This window comes from Bacillus sp. V5-8f, from assembly GCF_002863565.1.
Lineage (GTDB): Bacteria > Bacillota > Bacilli > Bacillales > DSM-1321 > Peribacillus.
On record NZ_PGUW01000019.1, the window covers coordinates 24,980 to 45,227 of the forward strand.

Below are 20,248 nucleotides of genomic sequence, written 5' to 3' on the forward strand. Positions count from 1 at the left end.
ATCACTTTTATCTTATCCCTACCCCATAGGATCAGTCTGACGGAATCTCTTGGAACTGAATATCAATATCAATCCCTTTTTTAGCATATGAACGTTTCATGACGAAATAAATGAAGATTGGTATAAACATTAAGAGGAGAGATACGACAATCATAGTAAAAGGTAAATCTCCTCTAAAAAATGGAATTAAAAGGTAGTAACAGATGGAAACGCTGATGGCAGTCGTTAACCAGCCTAAGATAGTGATTAAATGTATTCCGAAGATTTTCGTTTTAACAACAGGCGGTGAAGAGTTATACAAGATTTTTTTTCTAGACGTAAATACAATCCCAGCTATACCTAAGAAAATCCAGGCTAAGAACCAAGTAAAAATAGTATAGGCAATATTAGCTGTCCAGGAAGGGACGAAAATATCCAGCATTAAAAAAATCCATGCTCCTACAATTACTGTTCTCAATGCATAAGTAGGTGAATTTGTCTTTGGATTCAGCTCCATAAATTTTTTCGGGATTAACCTGTCAAACGACCATGCCACAAAGTTGCGTGAGGGTCCAAATCCCAGACCAGCAGCTGAGCCAAATGTTGCAATGGCAAAGCTAATCGCTATCAAAAAGATAAACAGAGGACTCTTTGTCATAATCCCAATCATGATCGTAATGAAAGGATCATAGCCTTTAAACGGATAAGCTTCATGGCCGGCATTATAAAGATAATATAGGCTGTTTGACCAAATACCTCCAAAATTCACGTAGCTCATTCCATAGAAAATCGCCCAAATTACCATTAAAATGGCTAAAGAACCAAACAATGCGAGTAATTGGGATTTTTGCACGTTACGTACTTCCCCGGCTAAATTAGCTCCAAAGGTTGAACCAAGAGTATTCAGAATAATATAAGTAGAACCAGCCATAAAGGTAGCTCCAAATAGAAACTCAGTTGTGTAGCCATCCTGCTTTGCAATCTTGATAACATCGCCATAGTTTAAACCAGTCAGCTGAGTAAAATTAGCAGCAAAAGTACCTTGCCCTGTTATTAAGTTGGCGATGACAAATACAACCGCCCCAACAAGGGTTGCGCCCAAAGTAATATACGCCAGGCGAACCATCCACTTCGTTCCTTTTTGGTAGATAAAATAGATAAATAATAATAAGGCTGTACCAATTATGGCATGCATGTAATTTCTGTTAAAAAATTCTGCTAAGCTTAACCATGTCGCGTTATTTCCATAAACCAATGACATAGAATAAAAAAATTGGACAATGGACCACTTAATAATCCAATTTAATAGAATTCCTGTCCACGAGAGTGAGGTGAACGTAATCATAAAACTAGCCATGAGACCCAGTGAAGGGTGTAAAATCCGACTAATGTAAATGTACTCCCCGCCCGATCTAGGCATGGATACTGAAAAAAGCCAGTATAAACCTGCGATAATGAACATTTGTGAAACAGCCAAAATCGCCCAAACCATATGTGCTCCCGGATATAGGAATGGAGCCCACATAATGTATACAAGTGCAAACATAAGACCAGGATTGGCGGCCGAATAAATCATTGTATCAATCGGACTAATTTGACGGGCAATTCCTCCAGTGGATTTCTGCTCGAACAATGCAAGACCGGTTTTTGACATTTCCTCACCCTTCTTTCAAAAGATCATTTTTTAGTGCCAACCATACCTGTGTGAGAATTTTTTCACCTTATACACTGGTGTTTTATAAAATTTTCCTTAGCATTAAAGGTAAAAGATTGATTTGGTCTAAAAAGTTTCGCTTGCGGCTTGCAGAGTCTTGGATTATCTATCCTTCCTGAGGTATTTACTGGTTACAGCGTCTCAGTCTATCTACCTGAATTAAATGTAAGGGCTTTCATTCAAATCTATTTTTTCAAATAATTCATAGCCAGGACGTCAGTTTCCACGGTGAAGCCACTTCCTAACTCTCGAGTAGTTTCGTTATCACGGCTTCCAATCCAGGCAATTAACTGCAATCTCCGCATCATAATAAAAGTAGGAATTTCTTGTTCTTCCTCCCTGGATAGAGAACGGACTTTACGATACCCTTTTAACCATGAAGAGATTAAGTCAGGTACATACGGTTTATGTTCAATAAAACTTAAGGACGTGGCAAAGTCATATAGAAACCAGCCAAAGCCGCAATCATCGAAGTCAATGACCTTGATTTGATCCCGGTCCACAAGTAAATTGGCCAGCCGCATATCGGAATGGATTAACCCATATCGATTATGATTTTTTCCAAACTGCTTCAGCCTTTTTTTAATCTTATTTGATACTTTTTCATAAAGCTGTAGTCTCTCAGGCGTAATTGCCAAGCCATCCTGCCATCTTCCCCATTTGGGGTCCGATCCTAAAATCGTGTCGTAATCCCATGTTAAACGTGTTATGTTTTGAAGGCTATCTTGATATCTGACACTGTGCTCATGCAACTGTGCGGTAATGGTACCAAGCCTTTCAAATTGTTGAATTAAAGTGCTTTCATTATCTTCCTCCGGGGCATTGCCTTCCAGAAACGTAAAAAGGGTACAATAGAATTCTTCATGATCATGTTCAACAACCTGAACATATTCACCGTTATCCCCGAAAATTGGAAGCGACACTTTCAGTTCAGAATGCTGATCAATCGATTGCAGCCATTGCAGTTCACTTTCCACTTCAGTTTTCGTATGATATCCAGGACGCCCTACCCGTAATATATATTTTTCACTAGTATCTTTTGGATTCTTTATAATATAGGTCGCATTCTCGGAATAATTCAAAAGATCAATATGATACGGTATTAAAAAGCTGAAATGATTTACTGCCTTTTTTGCAATGGAATTAAATTTGTCTAAAGATTCTTTTAAAGAATCTACGGAAGGATCGCTCATTTTATAGCCCCCTTTTATCTAGTATTATCAAAATCTATTGGTCTTACATTTGAAAACTGCTTATAAAGGATCTGCAATTAAAAGCTCTATTTCCATTTTAGCAAGGATGTGTTTCCACTCATTTGGACAATTCTTATCTGTGATAATCATGGATACCTCCGTTAAAGAACACATATGTGCGAAAGTCGTTTGACCGAATTTGGAGTGATCACCCAAAATAATAACCTGATCCGCACGTTCAATTATTTTACGCGATACACTTGAACCGCTTAGATCATAATCAGTAATACCGTTTATCGTAGATATCCCTCCGGCAGAAATAAACGCTTTATCTGCCTTCATCATCTCAAGCATTCTTTCTGTTAAGGGACCACTCGTATATTTTTGATTTTTTTCGAATTCCCCGCCTATAAAAATGATACGTCCTTTAAAGAACTCCATTGCAAGGAGCATCACAGGCATTGAATGAGTAATCAGGGTGATATCTGTTTTGTGCGCCAAATAGCGAACGATTTCTAAAGGAGTGGTTCCATTCCCGATCATTATAATATCGCCATCTTCAACTAAATTGGCAGCGGCTTTACAAATGGCCTGTTTTTCCTGGTTATGAATAGTGGTTTTTTCATCAAAGGGTAGTTCCCAATTTTGGATCTTCATTTTGACAGCTCCACCATATACTTTCTTAAGGAATCCTTCCTTTTCTAAACGGTCTAAATCACGGCGGATTGTTTCATCCGATACCCTAAACTGATTGGCCAGCTGTCTAACGTACACCTTTTCTTCTTTATCTAATGCAGCTAATATTGTAAGTTTTCTTTCTTCAAATGAGATTGACATATCTGGGACCACCTACTATGAATTGAGATAAGCAGTAAATTAGTTTTCTGGTAAGATTTGTCCACCATCAACAATAATCGTTTGACCGGTTATAAATCCCGCTTCCTTTGTAGCCAAAAAAAGTGCCGCATATCCAATATCTTCTACAGTGCCTAGCTTATTCATTGGAATAGATGCGGCCATCTCTTGTAAATAATCATCACCCAAGCCTTCTAAGCCTTCAGTTAAAATGTTACCCGGCAATACTGCATTTACAGTAATGTTTTTACCAGCCAATTCCAAAGCAGCAGTTCTCATGAAACCTAATTGTGCCGCCTTGCTTGCCGCATAGTGGGACCATCCTGGATAACCTGTGACAGGTCCGGTTATCGACGAAGTAATGACGATTCGGCCATATTCTGCTTGTTTTAAGTAGGGAATACAGGCCTGTACTGCATGAAAAGTCCCCTTTGCATTTGTATTCATGACTAGATCCCAATCTTCATTCGTCATAACTTCAAGATTTGCCGAAGGGAATATTCCAGCATTTGCACATAATACATCCACACTTCCAAACCTCTCAAAAACCTCTTTCGCTACACCCGCCATGGATTCACGATCAGTAACATCACCGCAAATCGCATAAACATTTCCATTATCTCCGCCTAATTCACCAACACAAGCCTCAGCCATATCCAGATTACGAGCTACAATTACAACACTTGCCCCCTGATCAGCAAACGTTTTTGCAATTCCCTTTCCAATTCCTTTACTGCCGCCAGTAACGATGACCGTTTTTCCTTTAACTGATTGATACACAAACAACACTCCTTTTCTTGATTATTAAGGTACCATTGAAAAGCCACAGCTTACGGCCATTATTCAGTTTTTGTTCTCTTGGATTGATGTTTGATGTTGTGGATTTCAAATATTAGTAATGTGTATGCCTCAAGGTAGCAAAATATCCCCCGGGCAACCAGATACTTTGCATAAGGGATGGCAGGACAGTGGGCCGGAATGATCACCCTAGTTTATGGATGGGAAAAATGAACTCCAAAAGTGCACTTTCCGATTTTATGTTCATTAGGGGATTAAAAAATAAGCTTGAAAGATAATAGGCAGGAAAAACTCTAGTCTGGATTGTATCGAACAAGCAGGAAACAGCAAGTGGAATATTATGAGGTTACTGCGTGAAACTTTTTCTTCTTGATGCCACAGAAGGATTTTCATTCAAAGAGAACTTTGGTTAGGTACTGTCTCTTTTTCCGAAAAAAACTGGGACTAGGAACCGGTCCCCTCGTCCCAAGAAAGGATTTGCACCATCTTCTTCACATCGTTGGCAGAAATATCAAGCTGTGCCATTTCTGCATGCGTGAGAGGGAGTTCTATGATACTTTCAATCCCGCTGCCCCCAAGTACGGTTGGCACCCCAAGAAATAAATCATTGTAGCCATATTCACCTTCCAAATAGGCAATGACAGGCAGGACTCGTTTCTTATCTTTGATAATAGCCTCCACCATTTCAATAAGGGAAGCAGCAGGAGCATAGTAGGCACTTCCGTTTCCAAGAAGCTCTACAATTTCTCCTCCACCGGTTCTTGTTCTTTTAATGATGGCTTCAATTTGTTCTCTGGACATGAGTTGTTCCAGAGGAATACCGCTCACATTGGAATAGCGGATGAGCGGTACCATGCTGTCACCGTGCCCGCCAAGAACAAACCCTGTAACATCTTCCACAGAAATATTCAGTGCCTCTGCAACAAAAGTTTTAAAACGAGCTGTATCAAGCACGCCTGATTGACCGATTACACGATTTTTAGGGAAACCCGTTGTTTTAAAACATGTATAAGTCATTACATCGACCGGATTACTCAATACAAGTATATAACTGTCTGGTGCGTATTCTTTTATCTTCTTGGAAACCTGGACCATAATTTCTTTATTTTTCAGGACGAGGTCCTCACGGCTCATCCCGGGCTTTCTGGCAATGCCTGCAGTAATAATGACCATGTCTGCATTCTGGATATGGGCGTAATCAGATGTTCCTTTAATCGAAACATTAAATTTTTCCATAGGCCCTGCTTCCAGCATATCCAGCGCTTTTCCCTTTGACGGTTTTTCCATTTCCGGTATATCAACCAGTATGATATCCCCCAACTCTTTTTGGGCCAGCATTAGAGCAGAGGTCGCTCCAGTATGACCAGCTCCGATCACGGCCAATTTTCTTCTTTGAAACGTCTTCATCGCCATTCACCTCTATCCGTATAACCTGGAATTGAAAGTTCACCTGCTCCGGAACTTCATTTTTTACTTACCGCACGCCCGCGTTCAATCTCTTGTTTACATTTTCTTTTATTTAGTAGGGTCCGTTCTTTACTGGTTCCTATTTTAAAATAAGTTCTTTGGTTTCCGCATCCGGATTAGGGATAATTAAATGAGATACCACCAGTCCAAACCGGTTTGCCGCCTCTGTTCCCGCTTCTACAGCCGCCTTTACAGCACTTATATCGCCTTCTGCAACAATAGTCACTAATGCTGCATCAACCTTTTCTTGCCGCACAAGCGTTACATCGGCTGCCTTCACCATGGCATCTGCCGCTTCGATGGAGGCTATTAGTCCCCTGGTTTCAATCATGCCAAGCGCTTTACTCACCTTTTCACCACCCTTTCATCCTTCCCCGATACCTCATTTCGGCCATATATCTCAGTTTCCGTCTAAGAATTCGGTCAAGGCCATGGTGCTTTCATTATTTTTGAATCTGTGAAACTACCTTCTGCACTAGACGCGTTAAGTCGTTCTTGTCCATTGATTTTTTATCCATCTTCAGATTCGCCAGGACATTGCCAACAATCTCTTGAACCTTTTCCACTTCACTATTCACAGAAAAAATTGGCCGTGTGGATTCTTGTGGAATGGTGGCCTCTTTTGTGACAAAGGCCAGTCGTTTAATGTTGATGAGGTGCCGAGCTGAAATGTTATCAGATGTAATATTCCCGCCATAAGAACCGCATCCGAGAGTAAAGGAAGGCTTCAAACCGGTTGTTGCGCCCACCGCACCAATAGATGCTAAGGTATTTACCATGATCCGGGAGACAGGCATGGCACTAGCAAATTCTTCTGCAACTTGAAAATCATTCGTGTGGATAGATAAACTATGTCCTCTACCGCCAAGGTTCAACAATCCAATACAAATTTCCTTAGCCTTTTCGTGGTTTGCTGCCGTATAAAGAGCCAGGATGGGCGAAAGCTTTTCAATCGAAAAAGGGGCTGATTTTTCAAGTCGGTCCTCTTCTGCAATAATGACCCGAGTGTCCTCCGGTATCTTAATCCCGGCCATATCCGCAATTTCAAGGGCTGATTTCCCGACAATATGTGGATTTAACTGACCGATCATTGGCGAGATGATCTTTTCCACCTTTCTCTTCTCTTCACCTTCAACAAAATAAGCGTGATTTTTTTTGAGCTCCCGAATCATGACTTCCTTGACATTTTGATCTACGACAATCGCTTGTTCAGTCGCACATATCGTCCCATTATCAAAGGTTTTGCTGTCGATAATATTCTTCACAGCCTTAGCTATATTGGCCGTTTTTTCAATATAGGCAGGTACATTTCCCGGCCCCACTCCATATGCCGGTTTTCCTGAGCTGTAAGCCGCTCTTACCAGTCCTACCCCGCCTGTGGCTAGAATGACATTCGTCAGTCTGTGTTTTATTAACTGTTCGGTTGCTTCTAAAGACGGCTTTGAAATCCAGCCGATCAATCCTTCTGGTGCCCCAGCCTCTATCGCCGCACTATTGCACACTTTTAACGCTTCAATTGTACAGTTGGCTGCTCGCGGATGCGGACTCGCGACGATCGCGTTACCGCTTTTTAAAGCGATCAAGGTTTTATAAATCGCAGTTGACGTAGGATTGGTCGTTGGAATAATCGCTGCCACGACCCCGAACGGATAAGCAATTTCCGTTACTTTCGACACATGGTCTCGATGAATAATCCCGATTGTTTTTTCATCTTTTATAGACTCATACACGTCGCGGGAACTTACTTGATTTTTCATTTTCTTGTGAATAGCGACTCCCATTCGCGTTTCTTCAACTGCCATGACAGCAAGTCTTTCGGAATCACGGAAAGCAGCATCGGCGACTTTTTTTACGATCTGATCGACTTGCTGCTGTGAGAAGGTCTCATACACTTTTTGCGCTTCATGTGCTTTTGTAACAGCGTCTCTCATTTCCTGTATGGATAGAAGGTCTTGATCAAAACTCATTTTTTATCACCTTCCTATTTAAATTTAGCGTCGGTTATGATTTTCCTTACTTTAAGGAACAAAATAATCCTAATAGAGCCTTACATATGCTTTGGTTTCAGGGCAACCTGTTTTACTGCTTCCCGAAAAGCATTCGCTGCAGCCTCACATGCAGATTGAGACCCGGTCAAGAGCCCGCCGCCAAAGTTGGTTTCAGAAGGTGGTTTAAATAGGGACTTCAATTCTACTTCCGCTTCTTTTAAGGCTGCATCAATCCCGAACATCGCTTCAAGCGGGGGTGCAATTAGATAGGCGATCGCTTCCCCCTCTTTAATGCCAGCCTCTTTTGACAGCAGCTTGCCTGTACGGGGAACCACATGAGCAAAAAAAGCATGGGAGGGGTCTTCATTAAGTGCTTCAAAATATGCATGTCCGTTCACTGTTTCGATAACTGCATCCATCCCGCTTTTTACTTCTTCATTATTGGAACCAGATAAAATTCCAATAAATTCTCCGGACAATGGTCCTGACGCATGCCCTGAACCTGCATAAAAGGAATGTTTATAAACCGCTTCGACATCGGCTTGTTTGGTTGCTTCATCCAACGCCACCATCCCAACGTCATCAATGGTGACGGTAAATATTCCTATACTGTGGTGCCCGGAAGGCAATTCAAACTCCTTGATCATGTCAGGATGAACATTGGAAATGATTCGAACCGCTAAAATTCGCGCGTAAACTGGCTTGAGCTTCATGCAGGGCTCTCCTTTACTCTTCCTTTTGAACAAGAGAAATTCCGCTAGCTTTATATCTCAAAATCTTTTCAACAACTATCCCAAGATATGCTCCAGCCTCAACAGGCGGAATTCCGCCTTTGTGTATATTGGATACCACCATGCGATCCGCTTCAATTGTGCCAATTCTCGGCTGATAGCATAAATAAGCGCTTAAAGATTCGGCACTGACCAGGCCCGGACGTTCTCCGATTAATAAAACAACAACCTCCGGCTCCAATAAATCGCCAATTTCATCCATTACTGCCACTCTGCCTCGTTCTATATAAAAGGATGTTCCCAGCCCGAAGCCTAGGCTCACCAGTGATTGATGAAGGGATAGATAGACATCTTCCACATTTTCTTCTATGGCTTTTGAACTCAGTCCATCCGCTACTATAATCTGAACTGTTGGTCGGTACACACATTTTTCTTTTATTATTCGTTTCGCTTCCTCGGAAAGTCTTCTTCCGTAATCGGGGCGCCTGATATACACTTCCTTATCGGCTGCCAGGGTTGTAACGGAAAACAACTTAAGCTGTTTCAATATGAAATCTCTCACTTCACCTGAAACCGTGTCTACCGCTGCTGCATGGTCATATCGAAACGTAATCCATGTATTGGTTCGCGGCCGTGGTCCAGACCTCCCAACACCAATTCGCGCCGGTGTTTTCTTTCGCATCTCGAGCCATTGTTCAGGAACAGCTTCAACCTCTTTCAGCCGGCATTCTGCTATTCTATCCTGCTCTGACTCCAGTTCGTCCCTTTCATCGCCTGTTCCATCCAAGACCCTGCCAAACTCGGGAAGATTCCCCTTTTCCATCTTCTCGTTATTGTTAATGGCATTTGGAATGACATCAACCTCATGGCTTACAGCTTCTTCCTTCTCGGAAAGTTTAGATACGATCATATTCGTGATCTTTTCTATTAACTGTTCATCCATGTCTCCACCCCCTTTACCTATTAAAAATAGTTGGGTTGCCGGCAATATCGCTTAACCGGCCTTCCTTTTCAAGGATTCCCATCTCTATCAGCCAGCGGTTAAATTCCGGTGCTGCCCTCTTATTCATTGTCTGTCTCAACGTTGCAATATCATGATAGCTTAATGATTGGTAATTGAGCATGCAGTCATCCCCCATTGGAGCTGCAATCACGAAATTCACTCCCGCAGCGGTTAATAACACGCCCAAATCTTCCATATCGTTTTGATCCGCTTTCGCATGATTTGTATAACAAATATCCACACCCATAGGAAGCAAGTGCATTTTCCCCATAAAATGATCCTCTAGTCCTGCCCGGATAATTTGCTTATTATTATATAAATACTCTGGACCTATAAACCCAACGACCGTATTGACGATAAAAGGATCATAGCATCTTGCAAATCCGTAATTTCTGGCTTCTAACGTCAGTTGATCGATATTGTGATGAGCTTCTGAGGATAACTCTGAGCCCTGGCCCGTTTCAAAATAAAAACGCTCCGGACCTGTGCCTGTCCCCTCTTTCCTTACCAGCTCATTCGCTTCCCATAATAGCTCGGCGGTAATTCCGAAAGACTGGTTTGCCTTCTCCGTTCCTGCGATACTTTGGAAAATCATATCGGCAGGTGCCCCTTGTCTAATCGCTTTCATTTGGGTTGTCACATGTGCCAGCACGCAGTTTTGGGTTGGAATCTTCCAGCTGCGAATAAAATCATGTGTGGCATGCAATAATCTTTTTACACTCTCAACAGAGTCATCGACCGGGTTAATCCCGATTACCGCGTCTCCAATTCCATAGGAAAGCCCCTCCTTAATAGAGGCCATAATCCCGGCTACATCATCTGTTGGATGATTTGGCTGGAGTCTTGATGAGAGTGTCCCTTTTTGTCCGATGGTAATGTTGGATTTTGTTAAAACCTCTATCTTATTTGCGGCAAAGACTAAATCCATGTTTGACATTAACTTGGCTACTGCCGCGATCATCTCACTAGTAAGACCATAGCTAATCCGTTTTAACTCGGTATCTCCGGTGCGATCCGACAGGATGTATTCCCTCAATTCAGAAACAGACCAATTTTTTATAGATGCATAGATTCTTTCGTTCAGCGAATTCTCAATCATCCGTGATACTTCATCCTCCTCGGGAGAAAGTAATGGATGATTCCGTATTTCTGCCAGTGTTAAGGTGCTTAACACTTCCTTGGCAGCGATTCGTTCCTGTACGGTTTCAGCAGCTATTCCGGCCAAACGGTCGCCTGACTTTTCTTCATTCGCTTTTGCAAATAGTTCCTTTAAATCACGAAAAGAATATACTTTGCCTATATGTGTTGTACGCAGCTTCAATAATTGCCACCTCCTGACCAGAACGTCCCATTAATGAAAGGCTAATGTTTTCGTTACGACTGGAACAACTCCTGATTGCAGCTGTTTCCCGATATCCAGATAATCGCCGTGTTCCACTTTAATTTGGTCAATGCATATACACATCTGTTTGGGATCTTTCACCTGCAGGGATTGTCCCAATGCTCTCGCCATATCTCTTTCAAGGACAAGAACCAACACCTGCGAAGGATTCTTTTTGTACCGGTTTCCTTCAATAAGAACTTCAGCGAGCTGATGTATTTCCCGAAAGCCTAAGAGCGGAATGTTTGCTAAATAAAGGGCAAAATTCTGGCCTTCATGAAATGGATCATATAGGTTTGTTCCTTTTTTTATTTCCTGACCGATAACAGCCAAAGTATTCGTGAAGTGATTTCGAAATTCAATTCGATGTACAGGCAAATTTCGGATTGGCAGTAATGAAGGTTCGACCTGAATAGTTGCCCCGCTTATTTCCGTTGTTTGTGTCCCGGCTCCTATTACCGTCGCACGAACTGTCGCGTCCGGTTTTCGCCACTCAAATTCTGCCAAGTGAGGATTTTCAAAAATGGACTCTGCCAGCCGCAGCCCTATATCATCATAGGAGGTTGTATCTTGTATATCGTTTTCATAGCGATACATACATTCTGCTACACCTCCGGAAAAGGTGATGACATCAATCTTTTTGTCCCAATTTGGCTGATGGCCGAGCAAAAACGGTTGATCTTCAGCCCTTAGCTGATTGTGCAAGGCACGTGCAAGAACAGCGGCTAAATGAACGCTGAATGCTTTCAAACTTTCATCTTCCACAGGGCTTCCTTCTGTGATATCAATTCCAATCAGGTCAAAAGATTTCCTTACCTGATGGGATACATAGCTTATTTTTCGATTCTCAAACTCTATTAGTTTTCCGCCAATGTGCAGCGTACAGGTTCCTATCAATTTTCCATATTGGCAGACAGCAATATTAGCTGTACCTCCGCCAATGTCAATGTTCGCAAAAACTTTATCAGACTGCCTAGATGCATCGTATAGACCCGATCCCTTAGCAGCAATAATGGCTTCCAGGTCCGGACCTGCTGCAGCCACCAGAAAGTCTCCGCTTCGACTTGAAAGGTGGTAGAGCACTTCCTCCGCATTTGCTTTCGTTGCTGCCTCACCTGTAATAATCGCTGCTCCTGTTTGAACAGCCCGAGGCGATATGCCTGCCGCGCGATACTGATCCAATATGATCTGTTCAATGGCATCCATATCGATTTCTGTCCTGGACAATAAGGGTGTCCGAAAAATGGCACTCTTGTAAATAATCTCTCTGTCAATGATGTGAATCGAGGGAACGCGTGAAACTCCCGCCGTGTTCTTTAGCAGAAAACGACTAATCACCAGTTTGGTCGTACTCGTTCCGATATCAATGCCAACACTGATCATGGACTCGCCTTTAGGAATATCGCTCATTAGGAAATCCTCCTGCTAAACTACAATGAGTTCAAGGTACAATAAATATTGGTGCGTAAAGCCGAATTATTCATGAAAAATAACTGCTTCTGGCTGTGATGCTTTTGTAAAGTCCCTCATCTCCTGGATACTTGAGCATGCCACAAGCTCTCTTAATTCCTGAACTCCTATCGCTGTATAAGAGGACGTAACAACTATAGGGCCGGTTGTTATCGCCTTTTTTAAATGCCCAACTGCCCGATCAACATCCGCATTCTCATGATCACATTTGGTGACAACTCCGATAATCAACTTGTTTATGCCTGCGGCGAACCCTGGGGGAAAAATGGAAGCCTTTTTCGTAGCGTCCTGAATAAAAAGGACATGAGTGACTTCTAACATGGTTGTCATAATACTTTTGTAATAAAAGGGATTCTCTGTGTATTCGCCTGGTGTGTCAACAATCCAGTCATAATAGATTAAGCTTTGTGTTTTTCGCGGTTTTACCTTCTTCCCTAATAACACTTGCCCCAGTGTTGTTTTTCCAGCTCGAATGGCTCCGATTAGCATTGCCCTGTTTTTCATAGTCAGAATCACTCCAAGCATTTCATGATTTTGTAAGAAATGTGGGAGTATAACGTAAAGCCTGAGCCAAAAAATGATTCACTTCAGCAAGAGCCGTCTCCACCTCTGATACACTGCCAACCAAAACAAGACTTCCTGTAAACCGATCAAGAAATCCAATTTTGACTCTTGCTGCCTTTGTCGCATAATCCCCGGCTATTATCACTGTTTCACTTGGTGTAAGCGTCAGTATTCCTAAAGCTCCCGCTTCCTCCAGGCCCAGCTTGTCGTAGAGGTCTGGGTCGGGATTGGCAATCAAGTGACTAAGTGTTACTTGTTTCCCGGGCACAAACTCTTGGATAAAACGTTTTTTTTCTTCTGTCAACTTTTTTCACCTACTTTCCCAAAAAACCACTTAAAGTGTGCCTAGATTTGAAGTGAATAAGAGAAACTGCAATTTATAAAAAACAATGGATAGTAATCCAAGAAAAATGAAGATTACAGTAAGCTTTAGTTTAAGGGTTCTATTCAACGATCAATCTTTCAAGGGTTTGACCATCAGCTGCTGAAATGACCGAATAAGCGACCAGAGCACCAGTCTGTTCTGCCGTTTGTTTACCTACTTCTATTGCTGCATACACGGCAGTTACGTCACCGGCAATATAGGTTGTTATGAGAGCCGGGTCTGTTTTATTCACCTGAAACAGCTTGACATCAGCCGTTTTTAGCATTCGGTCCGTTGCTTCAATGGCAGTCGCAATACCTATTGTCTCAATCATTCCAACAGTTTTTCTCATGACATTCATCCCTTCAGTTCTTTAGGGTCAACAATTCCAATAATAAGCGCATCGATAGGCACCGACTGCTCGTTAAAGGCTGAAGCGGGCGTACCTCGTGTCACAATTACTTTATCGCCGGTTCCTGCACCAATCCGGTCCACTGCTACAAGAATGGAATCAGTGGCGCCAGCGTCCCGCTCGAAACCATCTATGTGCACCTCTAGCAATTTTAAACCTGTTAGCCCCTCCTCTTTTCTGGTGGCCCATATGCTCCCTACTACAGTTCCAATGACCATCCTTTAAGCCTCCCTGACTTTAAATAAAGGCTTTGTGCTACGATTAGAATCCACTATTTAACCTTAAAAAGGGGATCCAGGATCATTCAACCCCTTCGATGCCACTTTTTTTCGTTTATTTCCAAAACTAAGATTCATTCAGCCTCTTTGTTGACAATTTTTCCTTCTATTACTAAAATCAGGACTCATTCAGTCCCTTTAATGACCGCCATTCAGCTTTTTTGCTGGATTCATCTTGAAGCGTTAGGTTCTTATAAAAAAGTAATCTTGATACCAAGCTCCCTAGCTTTATCCATCGCAAGCGGGGTAATAATTGTCCCTTGTTTTACCACAAGCTCTGTGCCGGTATGATTGTCTACTTTTTCTTGGGTAATGAGGGTTTTGGAAGGTTTCCTTTGAATCTGATCATGAGATGGTTTACTTTCTTTCAGCGGCTTTAGTTCTTCCAGTCGAAGAAATGTGACTCCAAAGCTTTCAATGGTATTTTTATAGGCACGAATATGTTCTAGATAGCCTGAGTATCTGTGCTCGTTTCCGTCAGTTTGGATCAATTTTTGCAACGTTTGATCAAGTACAAAAGATATCGGTATCTCCATAGTCATTAATTGAACAAATCGTTTATTTTCAAGAGTATCAGTAAAACCAAGCGCTGCCTTTACCAGGGTAGTTTGATCGACATTCAGAAATACAGCTTGCTGTACATCTGGTAATGAATCATTTTCTTGGATATTCCCACTTACTACATTCCAGTACGACTCTAAAATGCTGAGCTCCTTAGCGATACTTTCACCTTGTTTAGAGATGACTAGAAGCCTTGATTTTGGAGATTCGCGGTTCGTTTCAATTTGGCCAAGGACCTCTCTAACAATACTTTCAATTAGTTTAGGATCTATCATATTACATCACTCGTACGGATTAACTCCGCGAAATCTCCTGAAATAACATTCGCCGCATTGGCTTCGTCCGTATCGATATGCATTTCGAGAACGTAGTGGGGAGATTCCCGCACTTTCACCTTCTCGAATGAAATCGGCCTTCTTTCGTTATTTATTTTCACCCGGACAAAATCCCCGTCCTGTACACGAAATCTCGCAGCATCACTCGGAGACATATGAATGTGTGCCTGTGCAATGATAAGTCCTTCCTCTAAATAAATACTTCCTTTGGGGCCGATGATTGTAACAGGTGATGAGTTTGCAATATTCCCAGACTCCCTAATCGGCGGTTTTAGACCAAGCTTTACCGAATCGGATATGCTAACCTCAACTTGCGTGTGTTTCCTGAATGGGCCGAGTACTCTTACCTTTTCAATGCTTCCTTTAGGACCTGCTATGGCTACTGTTTCATTTGCTGCAAACTGGTCGGGTTGCAAGAGGTCCCCTTTTTTTGTAAGGGAACCTTCTTTCCCGAAAATTTTAGCAAAATCTTCTTTCGATAAGTGGCAGTGACGCGCTGACACTCCGATTGGGATTGGGCGGCCTGCCGTCTTTTTATCGATGTTTTCCGTAACGGAAAGCTTTTTTACAATTTCATCAACTAAATGATCAAGTTCGATTCTTTCCATTTAGCAGCACCTCTAAGACTGTTATTAGTTCTCCCCGACCTTTGGCAAAATCCCGATCAATTCATTATGAGGACGAGGGATCACATGAACAGATAGAAGCTCGCCGACTCGTTGTGCGGCTGCACTGCCCGCCTCCGTTGCGGCCTTTACGGCGCCTACATCACCTGTCACCAGAACAGTTACGATTCCGCCTCCAACATGAACCTTCCCTACGATATTGACATTTGCAGCCTTCACCATGGCATCAGCTGCCTCAATGGAACCTACAAGCCCTTTCGTTTCAATCATTCCAAGTGCACCATTAAAAGATGACATAACTGATTCCTCCTATAATCTGTAATAGTTTTATAACTCTTTTTATAACTGACTGCTAAGAGTATTTTATAAATCTAGCTTTATTGCCGTTTTCCTTGTACTTTGAGTGGACGCTATAGGAATATGAGTGGGTACATCGGGCCCAATCTTCAACCTCGGCATCTGAAAGCGGCTTTAGATATCCGTTATGGGACTTGGCCTCTGAAGGATTGCCCAGATGCAAAGAATTCCAGTCCTCCAATTCGTTGTCATCTAGTGACACAGTATATTGGTCTTCGGTGTTCACCAAACGCTCAAGTACTAGCCTAGTGATTCTTTCAACTAACTCCTTATCCAATGTCGGAGCCCCCTTTCAAATGTCAGAGCTGGAAAGGCAAGCCTGTTCGCGGCTTACCTTATTTGCCATTTCTGTTTTATAACTTATACAGCGTCGTCAACCTGCTCTTCAGGCGCATCCTTATTGATGTGATGCTGGGCCCAGACATAGTAATAGATGATCGCTACAACAAAGACTCCAATGCTGATCATGAAGAAGGTAATGTTTGCAAACACACTCGCAAAGATAGAAATGACCGCCAGCACTAATGAAACGATTGGTGTAAAGGGATATAGCGGTGTTTTGTATGAACGTAGAAGATTTGGATCTTTTTTTCTAAGGATTAAGACAGAGAGGTTCATAGAAATATAAGAAACAAGAGCTCCGAAGGTTGAAATCAAAATTAAATCATTGGGATCGAATAACACGACTAGAACCAACCCAATGATACCAGGCAAAATGATCGCTAAATATGGCGTTCTCCTGGTCTTGTGCAATGAAGCCAGCTTGGCAGGCAAATATCCTGCACGTGATAGCGCAAAGATTTGGCGCGAGTAGGCCAGAATAACACCCGAGAAGCTGGCGATTAATCCCACAAGACCAATTGAAGCCAAAATTTGCGCTAACCAGTAGGTTTTGCCGAATGCTGCTGCAATCGCCGACGGAAGCGGGTCACTGGCCGTACTCATGACTTCAATGCCGCCAAGCCCGATGGCAACTGTCGTAGTCAAGACGGAAAGGATCATTAATGTAACAATTCCGGAGATAATCCCTTTCGGCATATCTTTTTTGGGATTACGGGTTTCTTCAGATAGCATCGGGAGCATCTCAATGGCTAAAAATAGCCACATCGCATACGGCAGCGCAGCCCATACACCTTTCAGCCCGTTCGGAATCAGAGGATCATTCCCGGAGCCGAAAAGCTTCTCAAACCGAATTTCAGGTAATCCTACAAAGTACATAAGGACAAGCAGAGCTAACGCAATAAAGACTAAAACTGCCTCTATTGTTGCATACTCCTTGATCCCGATAATGTGGATCACCATAAAAAACACATACATGATCGCCGCTGCCAAGATGGTACTAACAACCGGAAACAAGAAATTAATGTAGGCGCCAATTCCAATGGCAATCGTCGGAGCTGCGATCACATATTCAAGAATGACACCTATGCCAGTTAAGTAACCCGCGAGCGGACCCATTGCCCGTCTAGCAAAAGAATAGGGGCCGCCTGCATGAGGCAAAGCAGTAGACAGTTCCGAGATTCCTAAGCACATAAACCAATACATGATTCCCATAATTGAAGTGGCTATTAACATGCCAACATAACCTGATTCTGCCAACCCATAGTTCCAGCCAAAGAAATTCCCTGAGATTACGATACCTACACCAATTACCCACAGGTGAAAAGGTGTCAATGTCTTTTTAAGTTCTAAATTGTTTGAACCTCCCATTTCCTTTCCTCCTTTTGAATCTTACTCGATACAACGCCCTGGAGTACTTACCATGGTATGACTGGTTATTCTGTACAGGTTTTTAACCGGAAAGGTCAACTGTTATGTCTGACATCAGGTTCAATGGATTTCTGGCTTCCCCCCTTTCAATACGTCTGTTTAATAACTAAATGCAGGCTTCCTGGATGCTTCCTTAATGCTTTTTTCACAGCGCTCTAGCAATTCATCACAATAGGGCTTATCCAACAATAAACCAGGCTTAAATTGCAGCACCTTCGTGTCCAGCATGGAATAAATCGCCCATACACCATTATTGTAAAGAGCACGCATAACATCCTTGGCCGCATCTTGTTCCCTGAACTCTAGTCCCATAATGACACCGAGCTGGCGGATTCCAACAAAATAATCTGGATACCTTTGCTTAATTTGCTCTAAGCCTGATCGCAAATAACGAGAAACATAGTTTACATTTTTGACAACGTCTGGGCGCTGGGAAATCTCCAACACTTTGTCTGCGACCACGCAGCCAAGCTCTGCTCCGCCGAATGTCGAGATATGTGCGAGGCCATCTTCATTCATCCATCCGCCCGCACGTTCGCTCACAACAGTTGCAGCGATTGGATAGATGCCTCCACTAAGCCCTTTTGCAGTAACAAGAATATCAGCCTCTACTCCATAATGCTCAATTCCCCAGAGCTTTCCGCTTCTCATGAGTCCTGTTTGAACCTCATCTGCTATGTAAAGAGAACCGTATTTTTCACAAAGCTTTTTCACCGTGTTTAAGTAGTCTTGCGCCGGCATCGGAAATCCATAGGTAGCTGGAACCGTTTCAAGTACGACGCAAGCAACATCTTCCTGATTGAGTGCTTTTTCCATGGCATCGGGATCGTTAAATGGCACTTGGATAAATAAGCCCGGCTCACCTTGGCTTAGAAACGGCCCGGAGTATCTAACATGCCCCAGGGAAACCGCTAATCCGCTATGGCCATGGTACCCATTTTGAATGGAAACCACCTTTTTACGCTTTGTGGCATAGCGTGCACATTTTATGGCTGCATCAATAGCTTCACTGCCTCCGCTTGCGAAGATGGAATACTTGACACTATTTGGAGTGGAGCGAGCAAGAGAATCAGCCAGCTTCGCACGCCCGATTGCTGGAAAATGATGATTCCCGATATCGAATTCATCCATTGCTTCTTTTAGCGTTTGGATAATTTCCGGATTTCGGTGTCCCAGATTGAACGTTCCTCCATTTAAATGGAGATTCATGAGCTCTTTCCCCTGCATATCGTATACATAATAGCCTTCGCGTTTTCCCATCACAAAATCAATGCCATCCTCTTGCCATTGACGCGTTTTACCTGGATTCCACGAATCGATCGATTTTTTGAGAACTTCCCCTTTGTTTAAATTAAGCATGTCCTTAACTCCTTTAAAACGTGATTGGATTTTTTGATTGCGTCACTTAACCTATCACAATGTTCATATCAAGCAAGTCGATTATTGTACGCCATTCACTAGACAGGATGGTGTCAGTCACTAGCGTCGTTGATTCCAAGAGTGGTGATATATGGGCAAATGTCGTTTTACCAAACTTCGAATGGTCAGCAAGTATGATCACTTCGTCCGCCCGTTCCATCATTTTTCGTGACAGACTCGCCCCATAAAGGTCATAATCCGTTAATCCATTATTTTTAGATATGCCCCCTGGGGCTATAAAAGCTTTGTTTGCTTTAATGTGCATCATTACCTTTTCGGCAATAGGCCCAGCTGTAAGCTTCTGGTCTCTGCCCATCTCTCCACCACTAAAAATTACTTTTCCTTCAAAGCCTTCAAGGCACATTATTAGAATATGAATCGATGATGTTACAACTGTAATATGTTTCTTTTGAGCCAAGTACGGAACCATATATGAAGTTGTTGTTCCATGACTAATCATAATAATGTCCCCATCCTCAACCATCCCGGCTGCTGCTTTACAGATGCGACGTTTCCCATCCGCATTCACCATCAGTTTTTTCTCAAATGGAGGCTCAAGGTAACGCTCCCTTTGTTTAACAGCTCCTCCATGAACCTTTTTGAGTAAATGCTCTTTATCCATTCTGTTAAGATCGCGACGGATTGTTTCGCCTGATACACCAAGCAAATTGGTTAACTCTGTAATTCTAACCCGTTCATCCCGGTCCAAAATATCAACAATAACCCTTTTCCTTTCCTCATATGGAATTGACATCAGCTTCACCTGCAATTTTATTAAGGGAGTAACATAACACTTACTCTCTTTTCTGCAAACCTCGTACCAGGTAACTGTCAGTTACTTTTTCAAAATTCACAAAATACAACACGGTTTCTGAGGTTTCATTAGGAATTCTTGTTGATTTACTTTGATTTTATGTCCTATTCGAACTAGATATTCTGGAGTAGTGCTTCTTTTTGAAATATTTTGATAATAGGGGCTAGAG

22 protein-coding genes are annotated in these 20,248 nt (G+C 42.5%); all 22 read right to left on the reverse strand.

The annotated features are described in order from the left end of the window. Positions 1 to 31: 31 nt before the first annotated feature. On the reverse strand, positions 32 to 1,633 hold the full coding sequence (locus CUU64_RS17340) for an APC family permease (RefSeq protein ID WP_101634895.1): 1,602 nt from the start codon (positions 1,631 to 1,633) through the stop codon (positions 32 to 34). Between the two features lie 245 nt (positions 1,634 to 1,878). Continuing rightward, on the reverse strand, positions 1,879 to 2,886 hold the full coding sequence (locus tag CUU64_RS17345) for a phosphotransferase enzyme family protein (protein ID WP_101634896.1): 1,008 nt from the start codon (positions 2,884 to 2,886) through the stop codon (positions 1,879 to 1,881). Positions 2,887 to 2,946: 60 nt separating this feature from the next. Further along, entirely contained in the window at positions 2,947 to 3,723 is a 777-nt protein-coding gene (locus tag CUU64_RS17350) for a DeoR/GlpR family DNA-binding transcription regulator (protein WP_101634897.1), read from the reverse strand. A gap of 39 nt (positions 3,724 to 3,762) precedes the next feature. After that, the gene (fabG, locus tag CUU64_RS17355; protein ID WP_101634898.1) at positions 3,763 to 4,521 is read right to left on the reverse strand and encodes a 3-oxoacyl-ACP reductase FabG; all 759 of its coding nucleotides are present in this window, start codon (positions 4,519 to 4,521) and stop codon (positions 3,763 to 3,765) included. Positions 4,522 to 4,983: 462 nt separating this feature from the next. After that, a complete protein-coding gene (gene mdh / locus CUU64_RS17360; RefSeq protein WP_101634899.1) occupies positions 4,984 to 5,946 on the reverse strand; it encodes a malate dehydrogenase in 963 nt (320 codons plus the stop codon). Between the two features lie 139 nt (positions 5,947 to 6,085). Next, on the reverse strand, positions 6,086 to 6,355 hold the full coding sequence (locus CUU64_RS17365) for a BMC domain-containing protein (RefSeq protein WP_101634900.1): 270 nt from the start codon (positions 6,353 to 6,355) through the stop codon (positions 6,086 to 6,088). 94 nt (positions 6,356 to 6,449) lie between these two features. Further along, positions 6,450 to 7,973, reverse strand: coding sequence for an aldehyde dehydrogenase family protein (locus tag CUU64_RS17370; protein ID WP_101634901.1), 1,524 nt, complete (start codon positions 7,971 to 7,973; stop codon positions 6,450 to 6,452). An 80-nt stretch (positions 7,974 to 8,053) separates the two neighbouring features. Continuing rightward, positions 8,054 to 8,707 carry an ethanolamine utilization microcompartment protein EutL gene (eutL, locus tag CUU64_RS17375; protein ID WP_101634902.1) on the reverse strand — a complete coding sequence of 218 codons (654 nt, stop codon included), beginning with the start codon at positions 8,705 to 8,707 and terminating at the stop codon, positions 8,054 to 8,056. A gap of 13 nt (positions 8,708 to 8,720) precedes the next feature. After that, entirely contained in the window at positions 8,721 to 9,668 is a 948-nt protein-coding gene (gene eutC, locus CUU64_RS17380) for an ethanolamine ammonia-lyase subunit EutC (protein ID WP_101634903.1), read from the reverse strand. A 13-nt stretch (positions 9,669 to 9,681) separates the two neighbouring features. Further along, complete coding sequence (locus CUU64_RS17385; RefSeq protein WP_101634904.1) at positions 9,682 to 11,049, reverse strand: ethanolamine ammonia-lyase subunit EutB; 1,368 nt, start codon at positions 11,047 to 11,049, stop codon at positions 9,682 to 9,684. A gap of 30 nt (positions 11,050 to 11,079) precedes the next feature. Next, on the reverse strand, positions 11,080 to 12,519 hold the full coding sequence (locus CUU64_RS17390) for an ethanolamine ammonia-lyase reactivating factor EutA (RefSeq protein ID WP_101634906.1): 1,440 nt from the start codon (positions 12,517 to 12,519) through the stop codon (positions 11,080 to 11,082). Between the two features lie 66 nt (positions 12,520 to 12,585). Next, positions 12,586 to 13,083 (reverse strand): EutP/PduV family microcompartment system protein, encoded by a 498-nt coding sequence (locus tag CUU64_RS17395; RefSeq protein WP_180954656.1) that lies wholly within the window; start codon positions 13,081 to 13,083, stop codon positions 12,586 to 12,588. 22 nt (positions 13,084 to 13,105) lie between these two features. Beyond that, complete coding sequence (gene eutS / locus CUU64_RS17400) at positions 13,106 to 13,447, reverse strand: ethanolamine utilization microcompartment protein EutS (RefSeq protein ID WP_101634907.1); 342 nt, start codon at positions 13,445 to 13,447, stop codon at positions 13,106 to 13,108. 139 nt (positions 13,448 to 13,586) lie between these two features. Further along, on the reverse strand, positions 13,587 to 13,859 hold the full coding sequence (locus tag CUU64_RS17405) for a BMC domain-containing protein (protein ID WP_101634908.1): 273 nt from the start codon (positions 13,857 to 13,859) through the stop codon (positions 13,587 to 13,589). 5 nt (positions 13,860 to 13,864) lie between these two features. Then, on the reverse strand, positions 13,865 to 14,137 hold the full coding sequence (locus tag CUU64_RS17410) for a EutN/CcmL family microcompartment protein (protein ID WP_101634909.1): 273 nt from the start codon (positions 14,135 to 14,137) through the stop codon (positions 13,865 to 13,867). Positions 14,138 to 14,388: 251 nt separating this feature from the next. Continuing rightward, entirely contained in the window at positions 14,389 to 15,033 is a 645-nt protein-coding gene (locus tag CUU64_RS17415; RefSeq protein ID WP_101634910.1) for a hypothetical protein, read from the reverse strand. Continuing rightward, a complete protein-coding gene (gene pduL / locus CUU64_RS17420) occupies positions 15,030 to 15,701 on the reverse strand; it encodes a phosphate propanoyltransferase (RefSeq protein ID WP_101634911.1) in 672 nt (223 codons plus the stop codon). The genes CUU64_RS17415 and pduL overlap by 4 nt, the downstream gene beginning before the upstream one ends. A 24-nt stretch (positions 15,702 to 15,725) precedes the next feature. Then, positions 15,726 to 16,016, reverse strand: coding sequence for a BMC domain-containing protein (locus CUU64_RS17425; RefSeq protein ID WP_101634912.1), 291 nt, complete (start codon positions 16,014 to 16,016; stop codon positions 15,726 to 15,728). A gap of 55 nt (positions 16,017 to 16,071) precedes the next feature. Then, positions 16,072 to 16,353 (reverse strand): hypothetical protein, encoded by a 282-nt coding sequence (locus CUU64_RS17430; RefSeq protein WP_101634913.1) that lies wholly within the window; start codon positions 16,351 to 16,353, stop codon positions 16,072 to 16,074. 83 nt (positions 16,354 to 16,436) lie between these two features. Beyond that, the gene (gene eat / locus CUU64_RS17435) at positions 16,437 to 17,786 is read right to left on the reverse strand and encodes an ethanolamine permease (protein ID WP_101634914.1); all 1,350 of its coding nucleotides are present in this window, start codon (positions 17,784 to 17,786) and stop codon (positions 16,437 to 16,439) included. Between the two features lie 159 nt (positions 17,787 to 17,945). Further along, complete coding sequence (locus tag CUU64_RS17440; protein ID WP_101634915.1) at positions 17,946 to 19,205, reverse strand: class-III pyridoxal-phosphate-dependent aminotransferase; 1,260 nt, start codon at positions 19,203 to 19,205, stop codon at positions 17,946 to 17,948. A gap of 46 nt (positions 19,206 to 19,251) precedes the next feature. Beyond that, positions 19,252 to 20,019 carry a DeoR/GlpR family DNA-binding transcription regulator gene (locus CUU64_RS17445; protein ID WP_101634916.1) on the reverse strand — a complete coding sequence of 256 codons (768 nt, stop codon included), beginning with the start codon at positions 20,017 to 20,019 and terminating at the stop codon, positions 19,252 to 19,254. Positions 20,020 to 20,248: the final 229 nt, after the last annotated feature.